The organism is Paracoccus sp. SM22M-07, from assembly GCF_001887735.1.
In the GTDB taxonomy this organism is placed as follows: Bacteria; Pseudomonadota; Alphaproteobacteria; order Rhodobacterales; family Rhodobacteraceae; genus Paracoccus.
Genome location: NZ_JPKW01000005.1, coordinates 1 through 20109 on the forward strand (window position 1 = coordinate 1; position 20109 = coordinate 20109).

Annotated in this window: 17 protein-coding genes; 5 read left to right on the forward strand and 12 right to left on the reverse strand. The window is 67.9% G+C overall.

Going from position 1 to position 20109, the window contains the following annotated elements; translation table 11 throughout:
* From IE00_RS09535 to pcaD, 6 genes are all read right to left on the reverse strand, one after another.
* Positions 1-180, reverse strand: a 180-nt coding sequence (locus tag IE00_RS09535) for a CoA-transferase (RefSeq protein WP_305790321.1), incomplete at its 3' end; no start/stop codon positions are given.
* Positions 177-1022 (reverse strand): 3-keto-5-aminohexanoate cleavage protein, encoded by an 846-nt coding sequence (locus IE00_RS09540; protein ID WP_072296900.1) that lies wholly within the window; start codon positions 1020-1022, stop codon positions 177-179. The genes IE00_RS09535 and IE00_RS09540, both read right to left, overlap by 4 nt.
* Complete coding sequence (pcaG, locus tag IE00_RS09545; RefSeq protein WP_072296901.1) at positions 1015-1626, reverse strand: protocatechuate 3,4-dioxygenase subunit alpha; 612 nt, start codon at positions 1624-1626, stop codon at positions 1015-1017. The genes IE00_RS09540 and pcaG overlap by 8 nt, the downstream gene beginning before the upstream one ends.
* Position 1627: 1 nt before the next feature.
* Positions 1628-2347 (reverse strand): protocatechuate 3,4-dioxygenase subunit beta, encoded by a 720-nt coding sequence (gene pcaH, locus IE00_RS09550; protein WP_072296902.1) that lies wholly within the window; start codon positions 2345-2347, stop codon positions 1628-1630.
* Positions 2344-2736 (reverse strand): 4-carboxymuconolactone decarboxylase, encoded by a 393-nt coding sequence (pcaC, locus tag IE00_RS09555; protein WP_072296903.1) that lies wholly within the window; start codon positions 2734-2736, stop codon positions 2344-2346. The genes pcaH and pcaC overlap by 4 nt, the downstream gene beginning before the upstream one ends.
* The gene (pcaD, locus tag IE00_RS09560) at positions 2733-3515 is read right to left on the reverse strand and encodes a 3-oxoadipate enol-lactonase (protein ID WP_072296904.1); all 783 of its coding nucleotides are present in this window, start codon (positions 3513-3515) and stop codon (positions 2733-2735) included. The genes pcaC and pcaD overlap by 4 nt, the downstream gene beginning before the upstream one ends.
* Before the next feature lie 77 nt (positions 3516-3592).
* Here pcaD and IE00_RS09565 point away from each other — a divergent pair, with 77 nt between their 5' ends.
* Complete coding sequence (locus IE00_RS09565) at positions 3593-4507, forward strand: LysR substrate-binding domain-containing protein (RefSeq protein ID WP_083554249.1); 915 nt, start codon at positions 3593-3595, stop codon at positions 4505-4507.
* Here IE00_RS09565 and IE00_RS09570 read toward each other — a convergent pair.
* From IE00_RS09570 to IE00_RS09585, 4 genes are read right to left on the reverse strand one after another with little or no spacing between them, the layout of a single operon-like run.
* Positions 4448-5647, reverse strand: coding sequence for a glycosyltransferase (locus tag IE00_RS09570; RefSeq protein WP_205949666.1), 1200 nt, complete (start codon positions 5645-5647; stop codon positions 4448-4450). The genes IE00_RS09565 and IE00_RS09570 overlap by 60 nt on opposite strands.
* Positions 5644-6612, reverse strand: a complete 969-nt coding sequence (locus IE00_RS09575) for a glycosyltransferase family 2 protein (protein ID WP_072296907.1) — start codon at positions 6610-6612, stop codon at positions 5644-5646. The genes IE00_RS09570 and IE00_RS09575 overlap by 4 nt, the downstream gene beginning before the upstream one ends.
* Positions 6613-6616: 4 nt before the next feature.
* Positions 6617-7756, reverse strand: a complete 1140-nt coding sequence (locus IE00_RS09580; RefSeq protein WP_072296908.1) for a glycosyltransferase — start codon at positions 7754-7756, stop codon at positions 6617-6619.
* Positions 7749-9791, reverse strand: a complete 2043-nt coding sequence (locus IE00_RS09585; protein WP_072296909.1) for an HAD family hydrolase — start codon at positions 9789-9791, stop codon at positions 7749-7751. Before IE00_RS09585 ends, IE00_RS09580 begins: the two co-directional genes overlap by 8 nt.
* A gap of 156 nt (positions 9792-9947) precedes the next feature.
* Between IE00_RS09585 and IE00_RS09590 the strand changes: the two genes are divergently transcribed.
* Both IE00_RS09590 and IE00_RS09595 read left to right on the forward strand, forming a co-directional pair.
* Positions 9948-10814, forward strand: a complete 867-nt coding sequence (locus tag IE00_RS09590) for a sulfotransferase (protein ID WP_240493838.1) — start codon at positions 9948-9950, stop codon at positions 10812-10814.
* Between the two features lie 40 nt (positions 10815-10854).
* Positions 10855-12246, forward strand: a complete 1392-nt coding sequence (locus IE00_RS09595; RefSeq protein WP_072296911.1) for a M20 family metallopeptidase — start codon at positions 10855-10857, stop codon at positions 12244-12246.
* A gap of 2740 nt (positions 12247-14986) precedes the next feature.
* Here the strand turns inward: IE00_RS09595 and IE00_RS09605 are convergent.
* Positions 14987-16111: a DNA repair exonuclease gene (locus IE00_RS09605; protein ID WP_072297071.1), complete on the reverse strand. Its 1125-nt coding sequence runs from the start codon at positions 16109-16111 to the stop codon at positions 14987-14989.
* A 118-nt stretch (positions 16112-16229) separates the two neighbouring features.
* Complete coding sequence (hemN, locus tag IE00_RS09610) at positions 16230-17570, reverse strand: oxygen-independent coproporphyrinogen III oxidase (protein WP_072296913.1); 1341 nt, start codon at positions 17568-17570, stop codon at positions 16230-16232.
* 71 nt (positions 17571-17641) lie between these two features.
* On the opposite strand from hemN, the gene fnrL reads away from it, so the two are divergent.
* Both fnrL and ccoN read left to right on the forward strand, forming a co-directional pair.
* Complete coding sequence (gene fnrL, locus IE00_RS09615) at positions 17642-18382, forward strand: transcriptional regulator FnrL (RefSeq protein WP_072296914.1); 741 nt, start codon at positions 17642-17644, stop codon at positions 18380-18382.
* Positions 18383-18512: 130 nt separating this feature from the next.
* Entirely contained in the window at positions 18513-20108 is a 1596-nt protein-coding gene (ccoN, locus tag IE00_RS09620; protein ID WP_072296915.1) for a cytochrome-c oxidase, cbb3-type subunit I, read from the forward strand.
* The last annotated feature ends 1 nt before the right edge of the window (position 20109 follow it).

Below are 20109 nucleotides of genomic sequence, written 5' to 3' on the forward strand. Positions count from 1 at the left end.
GAAATCGTCGATGCCGCAATTGTTGCTGGCGACGGTCAGATCCTTCGTGCCCGCGTCCCGGATCGCCGCGATCAGCAGCTCGGGAATGCCGCAAAGGCCAAAGCCCCCCGCCGCGATGAACATCCCGTCATGCAAGACACCTTCAAGCGCCTCCGACGCCGTCCCGTAAACCTTCTTCATGCCGATCCCCTTGCAGTCAGGCCCAGGATGCCGCGCGCCTGCTGCCAGGTCGCGACGGGGCGTACGTATCTGTCGCACAGATCCACCGCACGATGCACCAAGGCCGCATTCGACGGTGCCAGCGTGTCGCGGTCAATGCGGACATTGTCTTCCAGACCCGTTCGCGCATGGCCACCCGACGAAATCGCCCATTCGTTCAGCACGATCTGGTTGGGACCGATGCCCGCGGCGCACCAGGGCACGTCCTGGCCGAACAGCCGTTTGACGGTGTGGATGTAATAATCGAAGACATCGCGGTCGACCGGCATCGCGTTCTTGACGCCCATCACGAACTGCACATAGGGGCGGGTCGGCAGGCGACCGTCCCTGTGCATGATCGCGGCCTGCAGGATGTGGGACAGATCGAAGGCCTCGATTTCGGGCATCACGCCATGCGCGGCCATCTCGGCTGCCAGCCAGTCGACCAGTTCGGGGCTGTTCTCATAGACGCGATTGGGGAAATTGTTCGACCCCACCGCAAGGGATGCCATGTCCGGCGACAGCCGCAGCATGCCCCCGCGGTCGCGCCCCGCCCCGGACCGACCGCCGGTGGACAGCTGCACGATCATGCCGGGGCAATGGCGGCGCAACCCCTCCAGCAGGCGGGCAAAGCGGTCGGGGTCGCTGGTGGGTTTTCCCGCGTCGTCGCGGATATGGCAATGGGCGATGGTCGCGCCGGCCTCGAAGGCCTCGTGGGTGGATTCGATCTGTTCATCGATGGTGATGGGGACGGCCGGGTTGTTGTCCTTGCCGGGCAAGGACCCGGTGATGGCCACGCAGATGATGCAAGCATTGTCAGACATCCAGAAACACCGTCTCGTTGTCGCCCTGCAGGCGAATGTCAAAGCGATAGAGGCCATCGGCGGTCCGTTCCGCGATCAGCGTCTGGCGGCGGTCAGCCTGTTCGATCAGGTTCAGCACCGGATCGGCCGCATTGTTCTCGTCCCCGAAATAGAGCCGGGTCGAGAGGCCAAGGTTGATCCCCCGCGCGACCAGCCACAGGTTCAGATGCGGCGCGGCCACGGCCCCGCCCGTCATCGGCACCGGACCGGGCTTGATCGTGTCGATGGTGAATTCGCCGCTGTCGAAATCGGGGATGACGCGGGCAAAGCCGCGAAAGCCGGGGGCGGCATCGGCGTGGCGGGGATCCCCGGGATGAGGATAGATGCCGTTGGCATCCGCCTGCCAGATCTCGATCAGGGCGTCCTTGACCGGTGCGCCCATGCCGTCGATGACGCGGCCCGTGATCCGCACGCGCGGGCCGGGGGTGTCGTCCGCGGCGATCTGCGTGCCCAGTTCCCGGCGATAGATGTCGAAACCGGCGGCGGCGGGCGCCAACCCGATATGGACATAGGGTCCCGCCGTCTGCGATGGGGTTTCCTTCAGGTAATGCAAGGGTTGCGGCATCTCAGTTCCCCTCGGGTCGGTTTTCGAAGGGGGTCGAACGGCGACCCCGCAGCACGATGTCGAACTTGTAGGCCAGGTGATCCAGGGGCGCTGCCGCGTTCAGATCCAGCGGCGCGATCAGGCTGTCGATGGCACGCGGATCGGGGATGGATTTCACGATGGGGCAATGCGCGATCAGCGGGTCGCCCTCGAAATACATCTGGGTGATCAGGCGCTGCGCGAAGGATGTCCCGAAGACCGACACATGGATATGCGCGGGCCGCCAGTTGTTGACCCAGTTGCGCCAGGGATAGGCGCCGGGCTTGATCGTCAGGAAATGGTACCGCCCCTGATCGTCGGTCAGGGTCCGCCCGCAGCCGCCGAAATTCGGATCGATGGGCGCCAGGTAATGGTCCTTCTTGTGACGATAGCGCCCGCCCGCATTGGCCTGCCAGATCTCGACCAGGGTATTCGGGACGGGGCGTGCGTCCTCGTCCAGGACCCGGCCGTGAACCAGGATGCGTTCGCCGATCGCATCGCCGGTCTTGGCATAGTTCACGATCAGGTTGTTGTCATGGGCGTCGATATCGCCATGCCCGAAAGTCGGGCCGGTCAACGCGCAGACCCCGCCCTCCAGCGACAGCTGCGCCAGCCGGGGCGATCGCGCGACCGAGGTCTTGTAGTCGGGCGTCAGCGCGGGCGGATGCCATTGGCGGTCGCGTTGGTAAAGCGGGCCGGTCATCGGGCGTCCTCCTGTTCGGCGTCCTGCTGGGCAAAGATGTCCCGGGCCATCGCGATCGCGTGGTTGGCGCGCGGAACGCCGGCATAGATGGCGACATGCAGCAACACCTCGATCACGTCGTCGCGGCTGGCGCCGGTGTTCGGGATGGACCGCAGATGCAGCGCCAGTTCGCCGTCATTGCCAAGGCCCGCCAGCAACGCGATGGTCATCATCGACCGTTCGCGCAGGGTGATCGTGTCGCGCGCCCAGACATGGCCCCATGCGGCATCCGCGATCAACGATTGGAAGGGTGCGTCGAAGGCGGTCTTGCGCGCCTCGGTGCGGGCGACGTGATCGTCGCCCAGGACGCGGCGGCGGATCGCCATCCCCTTGTCGGTCAGTTCGGTCATCGGGCGTGCCTTTCCAGAAACGGGGCAATGATCGCGGCATGGGCGGCGGGGGTTTCCACGCATGGCAGGTGGCCCGCGCCGGTAATGACGTCGAAGCTGGCGCCCCGGATCAGGGCCGCGGTCGCCGCCACCAGGTCGGGGGGCGATGCGCCGTCCGCGGCCCCCGCGATGACGGCGGTGGGCAGGTCCAGCGCGGCGGTCGCCTGCGTCTGATCGGCCCCCGCCAGCGCATGGCAGGCCGCGACATAGGCTTCGGGTGCGGTACGGGCCAGCATGTTGCGCCAGGGTGCCACCTGGGGGGTGGCGCGGAAATCCGAGCCGAACCAGCGCTGCAGGATGCCATCGGCCATGGCGGGCAGGCCGTCGCGGCGGATGGCGGCGATGCGGTCCTGCCAGCTGTCGGGCGTGCCCAGCCTAGCGGCGGTGTTCGACAGGACCAGCGCGCGGACCAGCTCGGGATGCTGGCTGGCGACCCGCTGGCCGATCAGCCCGCCGATCGACAGGCCCACGAAGACCACCGGCCCCTGCGCCACGTCGCGGATCAGGGCGATGGCATCGTCGGCATGATCCTGCAGCCGGTCCGCCTGCCACAGATCGGACAGCCCGTGCCCCTGCTTGTCATAGCGCAGATAGCGCAATCCCTGCGGCAGCAGCGGCAAAAGCGCATCCCACAGCCGCAGGTCCGTCCCCAGGGAATTGGCAAAGATCACCACCGGCGCCCCATCGGGGCCGTCAATAAGGTAATGCAACGCACCATCGGCGCGGTTCAAGACTTGCATAGGGGCTCCTCCTGTCCATAACGTGGCACAAAGAAAAACCCGCAGATAATGCCAAATACGCCTTGGTTCATGCCTGTATGATTATGCATCCCGCCATCAAGCTGCGCCATATTCGTGCCTTTCTGGACATCGCCGCCAATGGCACGCTGTCCGCCGTCGCCCGGGCGCAGGGCATCACCCAGCCCGCCCTGTCGCGCACCCTGGCCGAGCTGGAGGATCTTCTGGGGGCGACGCTGTTTTTGCGCGAAAAGCGGCGGCTGGTCCTGACCGACAACGGCGTGCTGTTCCGCCGCCACGCCGCCGCCGCGTTGCAGATGCTGGAGGCCGGGGCCGAGGCGCTGCATCCGTCGGGCCATGGGGGTCGGCTGCGGGTCGGCGTGCTGCCGACGGCGGCGACGCGGCTGTTCCCGCGCGTCGCGCTGCGGTTCCGGCACGCGGCACCGCGGGTGACGCTGTCGGTCGAGACGGGACCGCATTCGCATCTGGTCCGCCTGCTGCGCGATGGCGGGATCGACCTGATGATCGGGCGGATGCCCGCGGCCAGCGACATGGCGGGGCTGCGCTTCGAACATCTGTACGAAGACCGGATCGCGCTTGTCTCGGCGGCGCATCATCCGATGCGGGGGCAGCCGGTGGCGCAGGTCCTGGCACGCTGTCCGCTGATCCTGCCGCCTGCGGATGCGCTGATCCGGCGGGCGGTGGACGAATATCTGCTGGCCCGCAACCTGGCCTCGGTCCAGCCGGCATTCGAAACCGCCGCGCTGGCCGTCGGGCGCGGCATCCTGGCGGGGTCGGATGCGCTGTGGTTCATCTCTGGCGGGGTGGTCGAGGATGAGCTGGACCGCGGCGACCTGGTGCAATGGGAAACCGGGGCGGGTTTCCTGTCCGGCGCGGTCGGCATGACCCGCAGACAGGCGGCGCCGGGTCAGCCGTCACTGGAATTGCTGGCGCGCCTGACGCACGAGACGGTCCTGGACGGCCACATCATCTGACGCCACCCGCCCCGCATGTCCGCAAAGGGGCGGCAGTTCGATGGCCGCGTAATCGACCGGCGGCGCGGGGGCGTTCCGGTTGGCGATGGCAGTCCGGTACAACGCGTCATAGCGGTCCAGCATCGCGTCCATCCCGAACAGCCGCGCGGCGCGGTCCCTAACGGCGGCGCGCGGCACCGCCATGGCGCGCAGCATCGCAAGATCCAGATCATGCCCGTCGGGCGCGGCATAGCTGCCGGCAGGACCGATCACCTCGGCCACGGCCCCCATGCGGATGGCGGCGACGGGCGTGCCGCAGGCCATCGCCTCCAGCGCGGTCAGGCCGAAGGGTTCGTTCCATTGCGGGGTGAACAGCATGACCGAGGCGCGCCCGTATTCGACCGCCAGATCCCGCCCCGACAGATGGCCGCCGAACCGGATGTCGCCACCCAGTTCGGACCGGATATGGCTGTCGAAATAGTCGCGATCCTCGATCGTGCCGAAGATCGTCAGGGGCACCCCGGCCCGCCTGGCGGCGCGAATGGCCAGATGGGTTCCCTTGTTGGGCGTGATGCGACCTGCCCAGATGGCATGCCCCTGTCCCTGCGGCGCAAAGGGCCAGTCGGCCATATCGATCCCGTTCGGTACGACATGGCACGACGTCGGCGCGCCATGCGGCCAGTATTCCGCCAGATGTGTCCGCGAACAGGCCGTGACCTGATGCCACGGCGCCACGCTGTCGCGCATCGCCCGCAGCAGGGTGTCAAAGGGCGGCACATGCAACGACGTGACCATGGGCATCCGATGCCGTCGCGCCATGCGCGGCGGAAACCGATGCAGTCCGTTGTTGTGGATCACGTCGAACCCCTGCCCCATGATCCACTGCAGCGCACGGTCATGGCTGTCGTCCAGATAGGCGTTCAGCCGCGCAGTGCCGTGAAACCGGTGCCACGGCAGGTCGGCATCGTAATGACGGTCCATCAACGGATGCAGCGCAGTGCGGGTTCGGCTGTCGCCTGCCGCAATCAGGGTGACGTCATGGCCGCGCGCTTGCAGACCCTGGGCCAGGTGCCAGGCATGCGCCTCCATCCCGCCCATGAAGGGGGGCGCGATGGCATGGCGCGGATGCGCCAGCAGGGCGATCCGCAACGGCGCGGTCATTCGGCGGCGGGCATCAGCATGGCGGCCTGCGCGCCTTCGACCTGCCGGGTGCGTTCGACGGTCCAATCGCCACGGGCCTGCAGGTGATCGATCACCCGGCGGGTATTGGCATAGGGCATGTCGGATTGCTGCTTGCACAGGTCGAAATCCGCCTGATCGGGCTGGCGCAGGACCACCAGCCCATCGGGGTCGTTGCGGATCAGCCCCATCAGCTGGAAGGCATAGAGCCAATGCTCCATCGTGCGATGCCCCCATTTCAGGGCGAACAGATCGGCATTGCGCATCACTGATTCCATGTGATGGACCGGTGGCATGCAATGGGGGTGATACTGGTGAAAGACCCGCCCGCCGGCGATCCACCAGATGGGGGTGCCTGCCTCGGACAGGGCGCGCCCGAAATCGGTATCCTCGCCGCCATAGCCGGTGAAGCGTTCGTCGAAACGCGGCCCCTGCTGCCAGCAACCGCGATGCATCGCGAAATTCAGCGACCAGAAGCAGCGATAATCCTCGCACCGCGCGATCCCCTTTGCAGGCGGTCCCTGGCGGTCGGAATGCTTGACCGAGACCGTCGCGAAATGGTCGAAATCCAAGCCGCCATCGGTGGCGCCTGCCGGCAGGTATTGCACCTCGCCCATGAACAGGCCGGTGCGGCCCTGCATGCGTTCGACATAGGTCTGGACGAAATCGGGCGCGGGGATGCAATCGACATCGACAAAAACCAGCACATCCCCACGGGCCGCGTCGGCCACCGCATTCCGGGCCGCCGCCATGCACAGGTCGGGCCCCGACATGCGGATCTGGCGGATGGGAAAGTCCGTTTCGGGCAGATCGGCGTAATCGCTGTCCTGCATCACGCCGATGATCAGTTCGTCGATCCGGTGGGTCTGTCCGGCAAAGCCGCGAATGACATTCTTCAGATGCTGGTCGCGCCCTCCGGCGATGGTCAGTGCAGATACGGTCGTCATCAGGTCATCCTGTGGTTTCAAGGGTCAGGGTCGTGCCCCACAGCCCTTCGGAGAGAGTTTCCAGCCATGCGGCCGTGGCCTTGGCCGGATCGGGGGCCAGCAGGCGGCCTTGGGCTGCTGCGTCATGATCCGTCAACGCCCGGTCGACGGCCGCCCGCCAGGCATGCGCGCTGGAGGGCAGATGCGGCAGGTGCTGCGCCGCACCGGCCTTGGCCAGCGCCTGCGCCTTGCACAGCTGTTCGTCGAAATAGCGCCATTCGGGAACGACGATCCAAGGCAGCCCCGCCCCCAGAACCTGCGCGCAGGTGGTGTTTCCGGTCGAGGAAATCACCAGATCGGCGGCGGCGACATGGGTGGCGACGTCATCGACCCAGCCCTTGTGGTGCAGGTTGGCCCCTTGGGTCGCGTGCCAGTCGCCCTGCAGCTTGCCGATGCTGATCCATTGCCAGTCCGGAAAGGCCCGCGCCGCGACGCCAAGCGGGGCTGCGGTGAACCCGGTCCCGCCGCCACCCGACAGCACCAGCGCCATCCTGCGCCCCGGCTCCAACCCCAATGCCGCCCGCGCGGCCTGCCGGTCGGGCAAATCGCCCGACACGCCCAGACCTGCGGCGAAATGCATCTTGTGGCGGAACGGGGCCCAGTCATCCTGTGCCAGCCCTGCCGAAAAGGGCGCAAGGATCCCCGCCGCACCGTCATAGGCCGCGCGGTGGCCGGGATCGCTGCGGTCGCCATGCTGCAGAACCGCCACATGCGGAACCGAACAGATGCGCGACAGCTGCGCGATCTCGGCGCTGACATCGCAGATCATCAGGGCGGGATCGTCGCTGGCGAACCACCCCGCGATCCGGCCCATGGCCTGCCTGATGCCGGGCCAACCGACCGGCGCGCAATGCAACGTGTTTGGGGTCTGCAGCTGGTCCATGTCCCGTTCAGCGCCTGTGCGTTCGAACAGGGACGGGATCGCCTGCACGGTGACATTGGCGGGCATCGGCCCCAGCACCTTGGGGTCGGCGCAAAACACCGTCACGGGCCGCGACCGCGGCAAGGCGTTGACGATGGCGGCGCAGCGTTCGGCGTGGCCACGCCCCTGGTGATGGACGAAATAGCCGAACGGGCGCTGCGGCTGGATAGGCAGGTCACGCATGCTGAACCTTGGGTTTGGGCGTCACGGTCAGGCCAAGCCGCGCCAGGCCATCCAGCACGCCCGCCGCATGACGGTCGCGGCTGCGGAAGATGCCGACGCCGGTGATGCCCGCCAGCTCGTCAAAGGCATTGGCGGGCAGGATCGATGCGCCGCTGGCGATCAGCATGTCACGGTCATTGCCGCTGTCGCCCGCGGTGATGCATTGGGCCAGCGACAGGCCGTGACGCTCGGCCTCGAAGCGCAGGGCTGCGGCTTTGCCCGCCCGGACCGGCAGCACGTCGATGAACCGCCCGTGCGAGGCGATGACATGGGCCGCCAAGCCCGCATCCGCCAAGGCCCGCGTGACGGCGGTGGCATCCCCGGCATCGCCGAACAGGCTCAGCTTCCAGCGCCGCTGTTCGTAATGGGGCTGCCATGCGATGCCCGTGCCCTGCAGGGTGGCCGTCACGGCGTCGCGGTCCCAGTCCCCGGACAGATGATCGGCGTAGTCGCCGCACAGCGTCAGCCCCCCCTGCCCGTCGCGGCGCCAGATCTCGCTGCCGACCGAGGTGATGAACAGGTCGGGTTCCGGCAATTGCCATTCGCGCAGCACGCGCCGCGCCTCGGGGGCGGACCGGCCGGTGGCCACGGCAAACATCAGACCACGCGGGCGCATCTCGTGCCAGGCGCCAAAGCGGCCTGCCGACTGGACACAGCCGGTCAGGGTGCCGTCGATATCGCTGGCCAGGATGCGCATGACGGGGCCGTCCTGTCGCGACCGGATCGGGCGAAGGCCGGCATAGACCTGTATCGATGCCGCTGCCCAACGGTCCCAGTTGAACGCCGCCCGAGCCTTGTGCCGGGCCTTTTGCGCCAGCCAGTCGCGGCGCGGGTGGTCCAGCATCTGCAAACAGGCGGCGGCGATGTCCTGGGGGTTGGTCGGATCGACCAGCATGCCAGCCTCCAGCTGCTGCAGGATGTCCACGGGACCCCCGTCGCAGGTGGCCACCACCGGAACGCCGGCCTGCGCCGCCTCGATCAGGGTCAGGCCGAAAGGTTCGTGCAGCGCCGGATTGACGAACACCCCGCCCTCGGCGGCCAAGGCATAAAGCGACCGGATCTGCGCCCCGTCATGGCGCGCCGGCAACGCAACCTTGCCCCACAGACCATATCGGTCCACGCGGTCGAACAGGTCGCGGATCACGCCTGCCTGTTCCTCGGGTCCCGCATTGATGCCGTGGCGCAGGCCCGCCACGATCACCAGGTTGGCCCTGTCCTGCAAGGCCGGGCTGGCGGCATAGGCATCGACCAGGGCGCCAAGGTTCTTCTTTCGGACAGGCCGCGCGATGGCCAGCAGGATCGGCTTGGCCGCATCGCGCAGGAAGGGCGCGATCAGATCGCGCGCGGCACCCGGCCCCCGGTCGCGATCCAGCGAGACGCCGGGATTGATGCGATGGGTCCGCCCCTCGCTGTCCGCGCCATAGGGCAGCAGCTGGCGTTCCGCCTCGTCACGCGACGACACGATGATCGCCCCCGCGCCCGCGACGGCCGCGCGTTCCGCCCGGATGCGGTCCTGCAATTGTGGACAATCAGCGGCGCCCGCCTTTTGCAGGGCCAGCGAATGGGGCGTATAGGTCCATTCGATCCCGAATTCCGCCTGCGCGGCGCGCGCCAGAACAGCGGCATCGGCAAAATGCGCGTGGATGATGTCGGGCCGTTCCGCCATGCCGCGCAGCAGGTCGCAAAACGCGCGCGACAGCGCAGGCAGATGCGCCTGCAGCGACTCCTTGCTCAGGTAACGCATGTCATGGGTAACCAGACGGCGGATGGTACAGCCGGGCGCGACGGACTGGACGGGGTCGGCATGGACGGGGTCCAGCGCCGGGTCGCCAAAGGCGCGGGTGACGATATCGACGGACCGCACACGCGGATCGCGCGCCTGCGCCATCGCCGCCCCCAGAACATAGGCGATATGCCCGCCGGTATCTTCGGTAATGCCGTATTCGACGGGCGGAGCCTTCAGGCATCCGCCCAAGGCGACATGAAGAATCCGCATGCGGGGCCCCCCTTTGGCAGAACTGCTCATGATTGAAAACGGGTCGGTCGCGACCCTCTGCTGCTTGAACCCCCGGGGGCTGGCATGGTTCACGACATTGTCGATGATAAAAGTTAATCCACGGGTCAGGCCTTCAGGCTTGCACGGCAAACGGGCATGTCTATCCATGGGCGGCGCATGGCGGGGGGATGGATGATGGGACCGGATCACAGATATGTCTTCGTCGGCGGGCTGCACCGGTCGGGCACGTCGCTGGTCGCGCGGCTGATCGCGGACCATCCCCGGGTCGCCGCGATCCGCGACGCGCCGGTCCCCGAAAACGAGGGCTGCTATCTGCAGGGCGCCATTCCCCATACCGCCCGCCACGGCGCGCCCATGCATTTCGCCACCGATCTCGCCCAGCACCTGACCGAGGAAAGCCCGTTGAACCGGCTGGAAACGCGGCTGCGGCTGCAGGCGGACTGGGACCCGTGGTTCGACAAGGGCCGGCCATGGCGGGTGGAGAAATCGCCCGTGAACATGACGCGGATGCGCCTTTACCAGCAGCTGTTTCCCTTGTCGCAATTCATCATCGTCATCCGCCATCCCCAGGCCGTCGCGGCGGCCGTGGCGAAATGGCTGCCCGACCCGCCCGAAACGCTGATCGACCACTGGCTGGATGCCCATGACCGGCTGCGCCAGGATCTGACCTGGCTGCATGCCGCCGCCGTCATCCGGTACGAGGATCTGGTGGCGCAGCCCACGCGGGTCTCCCAAGGCATCTTCCGCTTTCTTGATCTGCCGCCCGTGCCACCTGCGGGCGCGATGCGCGATGGCAATGCCGATTATCCCGGTGTCCCGCCCATGACCCCCGCCCAGGTCGCACGCGCGGCTGAATGGGGCTATGGGCCGGACATGCGGGTGATGACGGCATCGCCCCACCTGACCCACCCCCTGCGCGCCGTGGCCGAGGCCGCGCGGCAGTGCTGGCCGGAACCCGATGACGCCACGGCTCGACTGTCGCCCGGCCAGGTGCCATCCTGACGGCACCGCCCGCCGGACCATCAAGACAGGACAAGATACCATGACCCGTGAAGCCGCCGTCTCGCATGCCACCGATCACGTCGACAGCGGACGGCTGCAATCGGAACTGGCGCATCTGGTCGGATATCGCAGCGAAAGCCAGAACCCCGATCGCAGGGACGTGCTGCAGGACTATCTGGCCCAGGCCATCCTGCCGCGCCTGACCGCTGCGGGTTTCGACTGCGCCATCCACGACAATCCCGACGGTCCCGCCAAGGGCGGCCCCATCCTGCTGGGCACCAGGATCGAGGAGCCGTCCCTGCCCACCATCCTGACCTATGGCCATGGCGACGTCATCTGGGGGCAAGCGGGGCAATGGCTGGACGACCTTGACCCCTTCGCCCTGACCGAACGCGGAGACCGGCTTTACGGGCGCGGCGCGGCGGATAACAAGGTGCAGCATCTGGTCAACATTGCCGCACTGGAATCCGTTCTGGCGGTGCGCGGCAGGCTGGGCTTCAACGTCAAGATCGTGATCGAGATGAGCGAGGAGATCGGGTCCCCCGGCCTGTCGCGGATGATGCAGATCCACCGCGACGCGCTGAAGGCCGACGTGCTGATCGCCTCGGACGGGCCGCGGCTCAGCGCGGAACGCCCGACCATGTTCATGGGGTCGCGCGGCGGGGTGTCCTTCGATCTGGTCGTGTCGCTGCGCGAAGGGGCGCGCCATTCGGGCAACTGGGGCGGGCTTCTGGCCGATCCGGCGATCATCCTGACGCAGGCGCTGGCCACCATCACCGATGCGCGCGGCAGGCTGCAGATCCCCGAATGGCGACCCGACAGCCTGACCCCCGACATCCGCGAGGCGCTGCGCGACCTGCCCATCGGCACCGACGGCGCATTGCAGATCGATGCCGATTGGAGCGAGGAGGACCTGACCCCCGCCGAACGCGCCTATGGCTGGAACAGCTTTGCGATCCTGGCCATGAAGGCCGGCATCCCCGAGGCCCCCGTGAACGCCATCGCCCCCAGTGCCACGGCGCGCTGCCAGCTGCGCTATGTGGTGGGCACGGATGTCGACCGCATCCTGCCCGCACTGCGGCAGCATCTGGATGATCGCGGCTTCGACAAGGTCCGCATCCAGCCGACCGATCGGGGCATCTTCGGCGCCACCCGGCTGAACCCCGACCATCCATGGGTCGCCTATGTGCGGGCCTCGTTGAAACGGACCACCGGCGAGGACCCCCATGTCCTGCCGAACCTGGCCGGGTCGCTGCCCAACGACTGCTTTGCCGACGTGCTGGGCCTGCCCACGATCTGGATCCCGCACAGCTATCTGGGCTGCAACCAGCATGCACCGAACGAACATGTCCTGAAGCCGGTCTGCCGCGAGGCCATGCAGGTCATGGCCGGGCTTTACTGGGATATCGGCACGGATTGCCCCGCATCGTGACGCGGGCACGGCGTCATGTCGCGGCGATCCTGACCCGCGCCTTGTCGCCGCCAAGCGCCGCGAAGGCCCGCTGGCGACAGGTCAGCACGATGATCTGCTGATCGCGGGCGACATGGTGCAGGGCGGTGAACATCGCCTCGATCCGGTCATCGTCGCTGTGGACCAGCGCATCATCCAGGATCACCGGAACCGCCATGCCCGTGCGCGCGAACAGCCGTGCGAAGGCCAGCCGCGTCAGGATGGCGATTTGTTCGCGCGTGCCGCCCGACAGGATATCCAGCGGCTCGGACTGGCCGTCGCGGGTCAGCGCCACCGGCAGCAGCGTCTGGTCGTCGATCCGGACCGACGCCCCCGCATGCAGCACCGCCAGCAACGGTTCCAATTCCCGCATGACGGGGCCGAAATAGGTCTCGCGGGCGCTGCGGCGGGCATCCTCCAGCGCGGTGCGCAGGCGGATCAGGGCCTTCACCTCGGTTTCGTAACGCGCTGCGCGTGCCTGGGCTGCGGCCAGCCTGCCCTGCACCTCGTCCAGCTGTTCCTCGATGCCCTGTTCGGCCATCGTCCCGATCGAACCGTTCAGCGTCGCCAGTTCCTCGCGCAGCGCGGTGCGGCGTTCCTGCGCCTGCGCCACCACCGATTCCATGCGCTTCAACTGGGCCACGGCCATGCCCTGATCGGGTGCGGACCGTTCCAGTGCCTGGCAATGGGCCTGCGCCTCGGCCTTGCGGGCCTGATGGGCGGTCAGCTGCTGACGCAAGTCGTGCAGGCCGCTGGACAGGGCCGCCATGTCGCCCGCCTCGGCCAGGGCGGCCTCCAGAATGCGGCTGGCCGAGGCCAAGGTCGCACGCGCCACGGCCCGCGCCTCGGATGCGGTGCGAAAGGCGGCATGGGCCTGCGTGGCCGCATCGCGCGCCGCGCCTTCGGCCTGCGTGGCGGCGGCCATCTGCGCATCCAGCGCGGCCTGATCCTGAACGGGCGCGTCGGCATCGGCACCGTCCTGGGCATCGGCGCTGGCCTGCGCATGGGCCTGCCGCAGCGCGTCCAGCCCGTCTGGGGCCAGTTCCGCCAACATGCGGGTCGCGCCCTGCACCGCCTGGTCCAGGCGCTGCGCCTCGGTCAGCTTGTGGCGGGCCTCGTTCAGGGTCCGGGCCCCGCAGGCGGACAGGCAGGCATCCAGATGGCGCGCGGCCTTGGTGACGCCCTCCTGATCCCCGCCTGCGCCCCGACCGGGCTGGATGCGCATGGTGCCGATACCCGGCAGATCGAAATCGCGCGTCCGGGTCAACACATGCTGCCCCGCCGGCAGCGGACCCGAGGCATCGCCAACCCGCGCCGGGCCATCATAGGTCAGGGTGATGCTGACATTGGCGGCCGCCAGCTGTGCGTTCAGCTGTTCATGCCGGTCGCGGGCTTCCTCGGCGGCGGCCAGCGCCTTGGGGGTCACGATCAGCAGCCCGCGCGCGGCGCGATCGCTTTCAAGCGTGGCGCGCAGGGCCTCGGCGCGCGTCAGGCTGCGGGCCAGCTGATCGGCCTGCCTGCACGCGGCCTGCGCCAGCTGCGCACGTTGGGCCAGGGCCATCCGCGCGGCGACGGCGCGGCTTTCGGCCTGCGCCCTGGTCAGGGCGGCGGTGGCGGCGGCATCGGCCGATGCCAGATCCTCGGCGCGGGTTTCGTGGCGGGTGGCCGCTTCGCCTGCCTGCGCCATGTCGGCCTGCGCACGGGCGACGCGTTCGGACAGGTCCTGCAACCGTCGGATCTGGGCCTGGGTGTTTTCCTCGGTCATCGCGGCCAGTTTCAGCGCGCGCTGCGCCTCGGCCAGTTTTTCGGCATGGGCGGTGGCGGCGGCCTGCGCCTGGCGGGCCTGGTCCAGCGCCTGGCGGCGTTGCCTGTCGGCCTGCGGGTCGTCCAGGTCGCGCAGGTCGCGCTGAACCTCGGCACGGCGGGCCAGGNCGGGCCTGGTCCAGCGCCTGGCGGCGTTGCCTGTCGGCCTGCGGGTCGTCCAGGTCGCGCAGGTCGCGCTGAACCTCGGCACGGCGGGCCAGGTCGCCCGACAGGCGGGCGGCCTTGTCCGACAGGTCCACCTGCGACTGGCGCAGCGCCTCGGCCTCGGCCTCGGCGCGCTGCCATTCACCGCCCGCCTTGGGCTTTCCGGTCGCTGTGGCCAGGCGGGACAGGGCATCGCCCACCTGGGCCACCACGCTGTCCAACCGTCGCCCGCCGGTCATCATGTCGATCTCGCCCGCCACCGAAGACAGCAGGTCGCGCCGCGCACCCAACGCCTTTTCGCGTTCGTTCCTGTCGCTGGCGGAACTTCCCTCGGGCTCCAGCCCCAGAATGCCCTGGCGCACCCAAAGCAGTCCCGAAGGGCCGGCAAGACCGCCCCCGATCATCGCCTCGATCCAGGCCTCGGCCTCGTCATCCTGGGCGATCAGGCGACCGTCGCGCAGGATGCGGGCGGTGGCGCGCGACAGCCAGCGCTTTTCGATGCGGAAGCGACCGTCCGGCAGGTCGATCTCGACCGCGACCTCGGGGGCGCCGCCGGAATGGGGCTGCAGCGCCTTGACCGCCGCCTTGGCACCGCGATGGCGTTCAAAGAACAGCGCGTGCAGGGCGTCGAAGAATGTCGATTTGCCGAATTCGTTGGGTTCCGACAGGACGGTGACGCCGTCGCCGATATCGTCAATCCGGGCGGTCTGGCCGGCAAAGCGGCGGATGTTGGTCAACTCGATCGCGCGGATCTTCATGATTGCACCTTCAACGCAAGGGCATAGAGCCGCGCCAGCGCATTGCCCGAGATCTCGCGCTCGGACAGGGACAGGGCAGGATCATGGGCCTCGGCCAGCAGAGTTTCTGCCGCCTGGCGCAGCGCGCCCGCATGGTCGATCTGGTCCAGATCGTCGGGGCGCGTGTCGGTGGCCAGCTGCGTCAGGTCATGGTCGAACCAGCCGAAATCGGGGGCGATGGCCAAGGCCCCGGCCTCCAGCGCGCTGCGATCGGCCAGGGGCAGACGCCCCGAGACATGCAACCGCAGCAGCAGGTCGCGACGCAGATGCGCGGCGGGCAGTTCGGCCTCCAGCCGGGCCACGGGGTCGTCGCCCGGCAACAGGTCCAGCTGCAGCATGCGCCACTGCAAGGTGCCGGTCTGAACGACATCCACCTGCGCACCGACCCCTGCCGCCCCGTCGAACGTGACCATCAGCGCGCCTGCGGCCATGTCATGCTTGAAGCCGTCGGCCTCGGGGGACCCGCAATACCAGGTGTCTGGGCTGACCTGCATCCGTCCGTGCCAGTCGCCCAGCGCCAGATAATCCAGACCCGACTGGCGCGCGCGATCGGGGGGGATGATGCCCGCCGCCCCCTCCTCGGCGGTGAAATCGGTGATGGCGCCGTGGCCCAGCCCGATGCGCAGGCAGCCTTCGGGCGTCGGTGCCGACATCGCGGCGGTCAGGTCGCGGCCGGGACGGCGCTGCGTGCAGGGCGCGGGCAGCAGCATCGCGTCGGGGCCAAGCGCCACGGGCGTGTCGTTGGTCACGACCTGCAGGTTGGGCAGATCCTCCGACAGGATGCGCCGCCACAATTCGGTCGCAGCCAGGCTGTCATGGTTGCCGGGCAGCATGATCCAGCGGATGTCGGTCTGGGCGGCCATCACCCGCAGCGCATGGCGCAGGGTATCGGGCGCGGGGGTTTCGGCGTCGAATGTATCGCCCGCCAGCAGCACCGTGTCGGCACCGCCGTCGCGGGCCGCCTGCGCCAGCCGGGCGATGGCCCCATGGCGCGCCTCGCGCAGGCGGTTGCGGATGCCTTCGGGATAGCCACCAAAGGCCTTGCCCAGGTGCAGGTCCGAAGAATGAAGAAAGCGAAGCATCATGAAACCCCTGTGCGCAGGTGCCATGGATCGCGTGGCAGGGGCGCGTTGGCAAGGGCATGGCCGCTAAAATTGTCCCGGGCATCGAACGGCGCAGGCAGGGGCGTTCCGGTCCCCGTCAGCTGGCCTGGCTGTATCGGCGTTCCCCGCCGGCGGCCCCATCGTCGAAGACCTGCGCCACCAGCCGGGCCACGCGCAGATCCGACAGGACCAGCACCGCGTCCCGCATCTGCCCCGCCCCCGGATAGCGCGCCAGCGCCGCCTCGGCCCGTTCCAGGCAATGATCCGTCAGCCCCGCCCCCGACGCGATGGCGAAAAGATCGGCTTGGCCGTGGCACATCAGCGCCTCGATCACGTCGGCGATGACATGGTCGCGCGCGGTCATCTGCACGCCGCGGGCGGTGGCCAGTCCACCCTGGTCCAGCGCCTTCTGCCAGTCCGCGGTGGCGGTCGCGTTCTGGACATAGCCCTGGGCAAAGCGAGAGATCGCCGAGGGTCCGATCCCCAGCAGAACGGTGTCGGGATCGGTCGTGTATCCCTGAAAGTTCCGCCGCAGATAGCCGTCCCGCGCCGCCTGCGCCAGGCTGTCGTCGGGCAGGGCGAAATGATCGATGCCCACGGAGGCATAGTCGCTGGCCAGCAGGATCTCGCGCGCCAGATCGGACAGGTCCAGCCGTTCCTGGGCGGTGGGAAGGGCATTTTCGGGGATCAGCGCCTGCCTGCGGGCCATCCAGGGCACGTGGGCATAGCCGTAAAGCGCGATCCGGTCGGGCCGCATCCGCAGCACCGCCTGCAGCGTGCGCGCCAGCCGCCGCCCCGTCTGGTGCGGCAGACCGTAAAGCAGGTCCATGTTGATGCTGCCGATGCCGCGCGCGCGCAGATCCGCGACGATCTGCGCCGTGCGTTCGGCCGATTGCCTGCGCCCGATCGCCGCCTGCACCGAAGCGTCGAAATCCTGCACCCCGATCGAGGCGCGGTTCATCCCCAGCCGCATCAGCGCGTCCAGCCGCGCATCGTCGCAATCGCAGGGGTCGATCTCGACCGAGACGCGGGCGCCATCGGGGGCGAAGGCATCGCCCAGCATCGTGCCAAGCCGGTCCAGCCGGTCGGCTGACAGGATCGTGGGCGTCCCGCCACCCAGATGCAGCGCCCCTACCCTGACACGGTCCGGCAGCAGGCCGCGGATCATGGCGATCTCGCGGTGCAGATAATCCAGGTATCGGTCCAGCGGCCCGTCGCCGCGCGCCCCTTGGGTGCGGCAGGCGCAGAACCAGCACAGGCGCCGGCAAAACGGCACATGCACGTAAAGCGACACCGTGCTGCCCGGGGGAATCGCCCGCAGCCAGTCACGGTGCAGCGCGGGTCCCACCGCGTCGGTGAACCGATCCGCGGTGGGATAACTGGTATAGCGGGGCGCCCGTGCCGTCAGCAGGGCCTGATGAAGCGGATCATGTCTCATGTCCCCCGCATTAACGGCCCCGGCCCCCGTCGGACATTGATCGAGATCAAAGCGCCCTGTAAAACGGTCCCATGGCACGTTTGACCCCCAGCATCGCATGCAATGATTGTCCCATCCGCTATCGCGCGGTCTGCGCCGATTGCGACGCCGACGAACTGGCGATGCTGGAGCGGGTCAAGACCTATCAGACGGTTCAGGCCGGCGCGCATCTGGCCTCGGCGGGCGAGACGCTGGACCATTTCGCATCCATCGTGTCGGGCTGCGCCACCATGTCGCGCACGCTGGAGGATGGCCGCCGACAGACCGTGGGCCTGCTGCTGCCGTCGGATTTCATCGGGCGACCCGGACGCGCGCAATCGGCCTTCGACGTGCAGGCCCTGGGCGAGGTGACGATCTGCCGCTTTGAACGGCGCGCCTTCGAACGCATGGTCCGCGACACGCCCCATATCGCCACCCGCCTGCTGACCATGTCGCTGGACGAACTGGATGCGGCGCGGGACTGGGCGGTGGTTCTGGGCCGCATGACGGCGCGCGAAAAGCTGGCCGCATTTCTGGTCAGCCTGGCCCGGCGGCAGGCGCAGGGGATGGGCGGGCGCGTATCGGGGGGCGGCGTCACGCTGAACCTGCCCCTGACGCGCGAGGAGCTGGCCGATCACCTGGGCCTGACCATCGAGACCACCAGCCGTCAGATGACCGCCCTGCGCAAGGACGGCCTGATCGAACTGCGCCAGACGCGCGAGATCCTGATCCCCGATTTCGAGGCCCTCTCGGCCGAGGCGGGCGAAGACGGGGATGGCGGTCCCATCGTCTGACGCCTTCCACCGACCCGCCATGACGGCGGGTTCGTAACCCAGTTTGATCCATGTCAAGGAAGCGACCTTGTCCCCCGTGCGACTGCCGGGGCGCGTCCCCCATTTGGGCGCGCCACGACAAGAGGACGACATGCAGTTTACAAGGATCGCCACGCTGGCGCTGATCACCCTGCTGGCGGCGATGGCAGCAGACCTTGGGCGCGATCTGGCCTATTCGGTGCATGCGACCATCGTCATGCTGGTCGCGGGTGGATTGTGCCTGTGGCAGTTGCGCCGGGTCGATGAACCCCGCGCCCTGCCCCTGCCCGGAACCTATATGGACGGCCCCATCCGCGCGGGCGTCATCGCCACCGCCTTCTGGGGCATCGCGGGTTTTTTGGTCGGCACCTTCATCGCCTTCCAGCTGGCCTTTCCGGCGCTGAACTTCGACTGGTCGGAAGGATACGCCAATTTCGGCCGCCTGCGCCCGCTGCATACCAGCGCGGTGATCTTTGCCTTCGGGGGCAATGCCCTGATCGCGACGTCCTTCTATGTCGTGCAGCGCACCAGCGCGGCGCGGCTGTGGGGCGGCAATGCGGCGTGGTTCGTCTTCTGGGGATACCAGCTGTTCATCGTGCTGGCCGCGACGGGATACCTGCTGGGATCGACCCAGTCCAAGGAATATGCCGAACCGGAATGGTATGTCGACATCTGGCTGACCATCGTCTGGCTGACCTATCTGGCGGTCTTCATGGGCACCATCCTGCGGCGGCGCGAACGCCACATCTATGTCGCGAACTGGTTCTACCTGGCCTTCATCGTCACGGTCGCGATGCTGCATGTGGTCAACAACCTGTCGATCCCCGTGTCGATCCTGGGGTCGAAATCGGTCCAGGTCTTTGCCGGCGTCCAGGATGCCATGACCCAATGGTGGTACGGCCACAACGCGGTCGGCTTCTTTCTGACGGCGGGTTTCCTGGGGATGATGTATTACTTCGTCCCCAAGCAGGCGGGTCGCCCCGTCTACAGCTACAAGCTGTCGATCATCCATTTCTGGGCGCTGATCTTCCTCTATATCTGGGCGGGACCGCACCACCTGCACTATACCGCCCTGCCCGATTGGGCGGCGACGCTTGGCATGGTCTTTTCCATCATGCTGTGGATGCCCAGCTGGGGCGGCATGATCAACGGGCTGATGACGCTGGAGGGTGCCTGGGACAAGATCCGCACCGATCCGATCATCCGCATGTTCGTGGCCAGCCTTGCCTTCTATGGCATGTCCACCTTCGAAGGGCCGATGATGTCGATCCGCGCGGTCAACAGCCTCAGCCACTATACCGACTGGACCATCGGCCATGTCCATTCCGGCGCGCTTGGCTGGAACGGGATGATCACCTTCGGCTGCCTCTATTTCCTGACGCCGCGCCTGTGGGGGCGTCCGCAGATGCATTCCATGGCGGCCATCAACCTGCATTTCTGGTTGGCGACGTTGGGCATCGTCCTCTACGCCTCGTCGATGTGGGTGACCGGCATCATGGAGGGCCTGATGTGGCGCGAGGTCGATGCCAACGGCTTCCTGGTCAATTCCTTCGCCGACACCGTGGCCGCCAAGTTTCCCATGTACGTGGTGCGCGGTGCGGGCGGCATCCTCTACCTGGCAGGTGGCCTGGTGATGGTCTGGAACATGTGGATGACCATCCGCGCGCCCCAGGCCCATCCCGCCATCGCGACCGTTCCGGCAAGGTGAC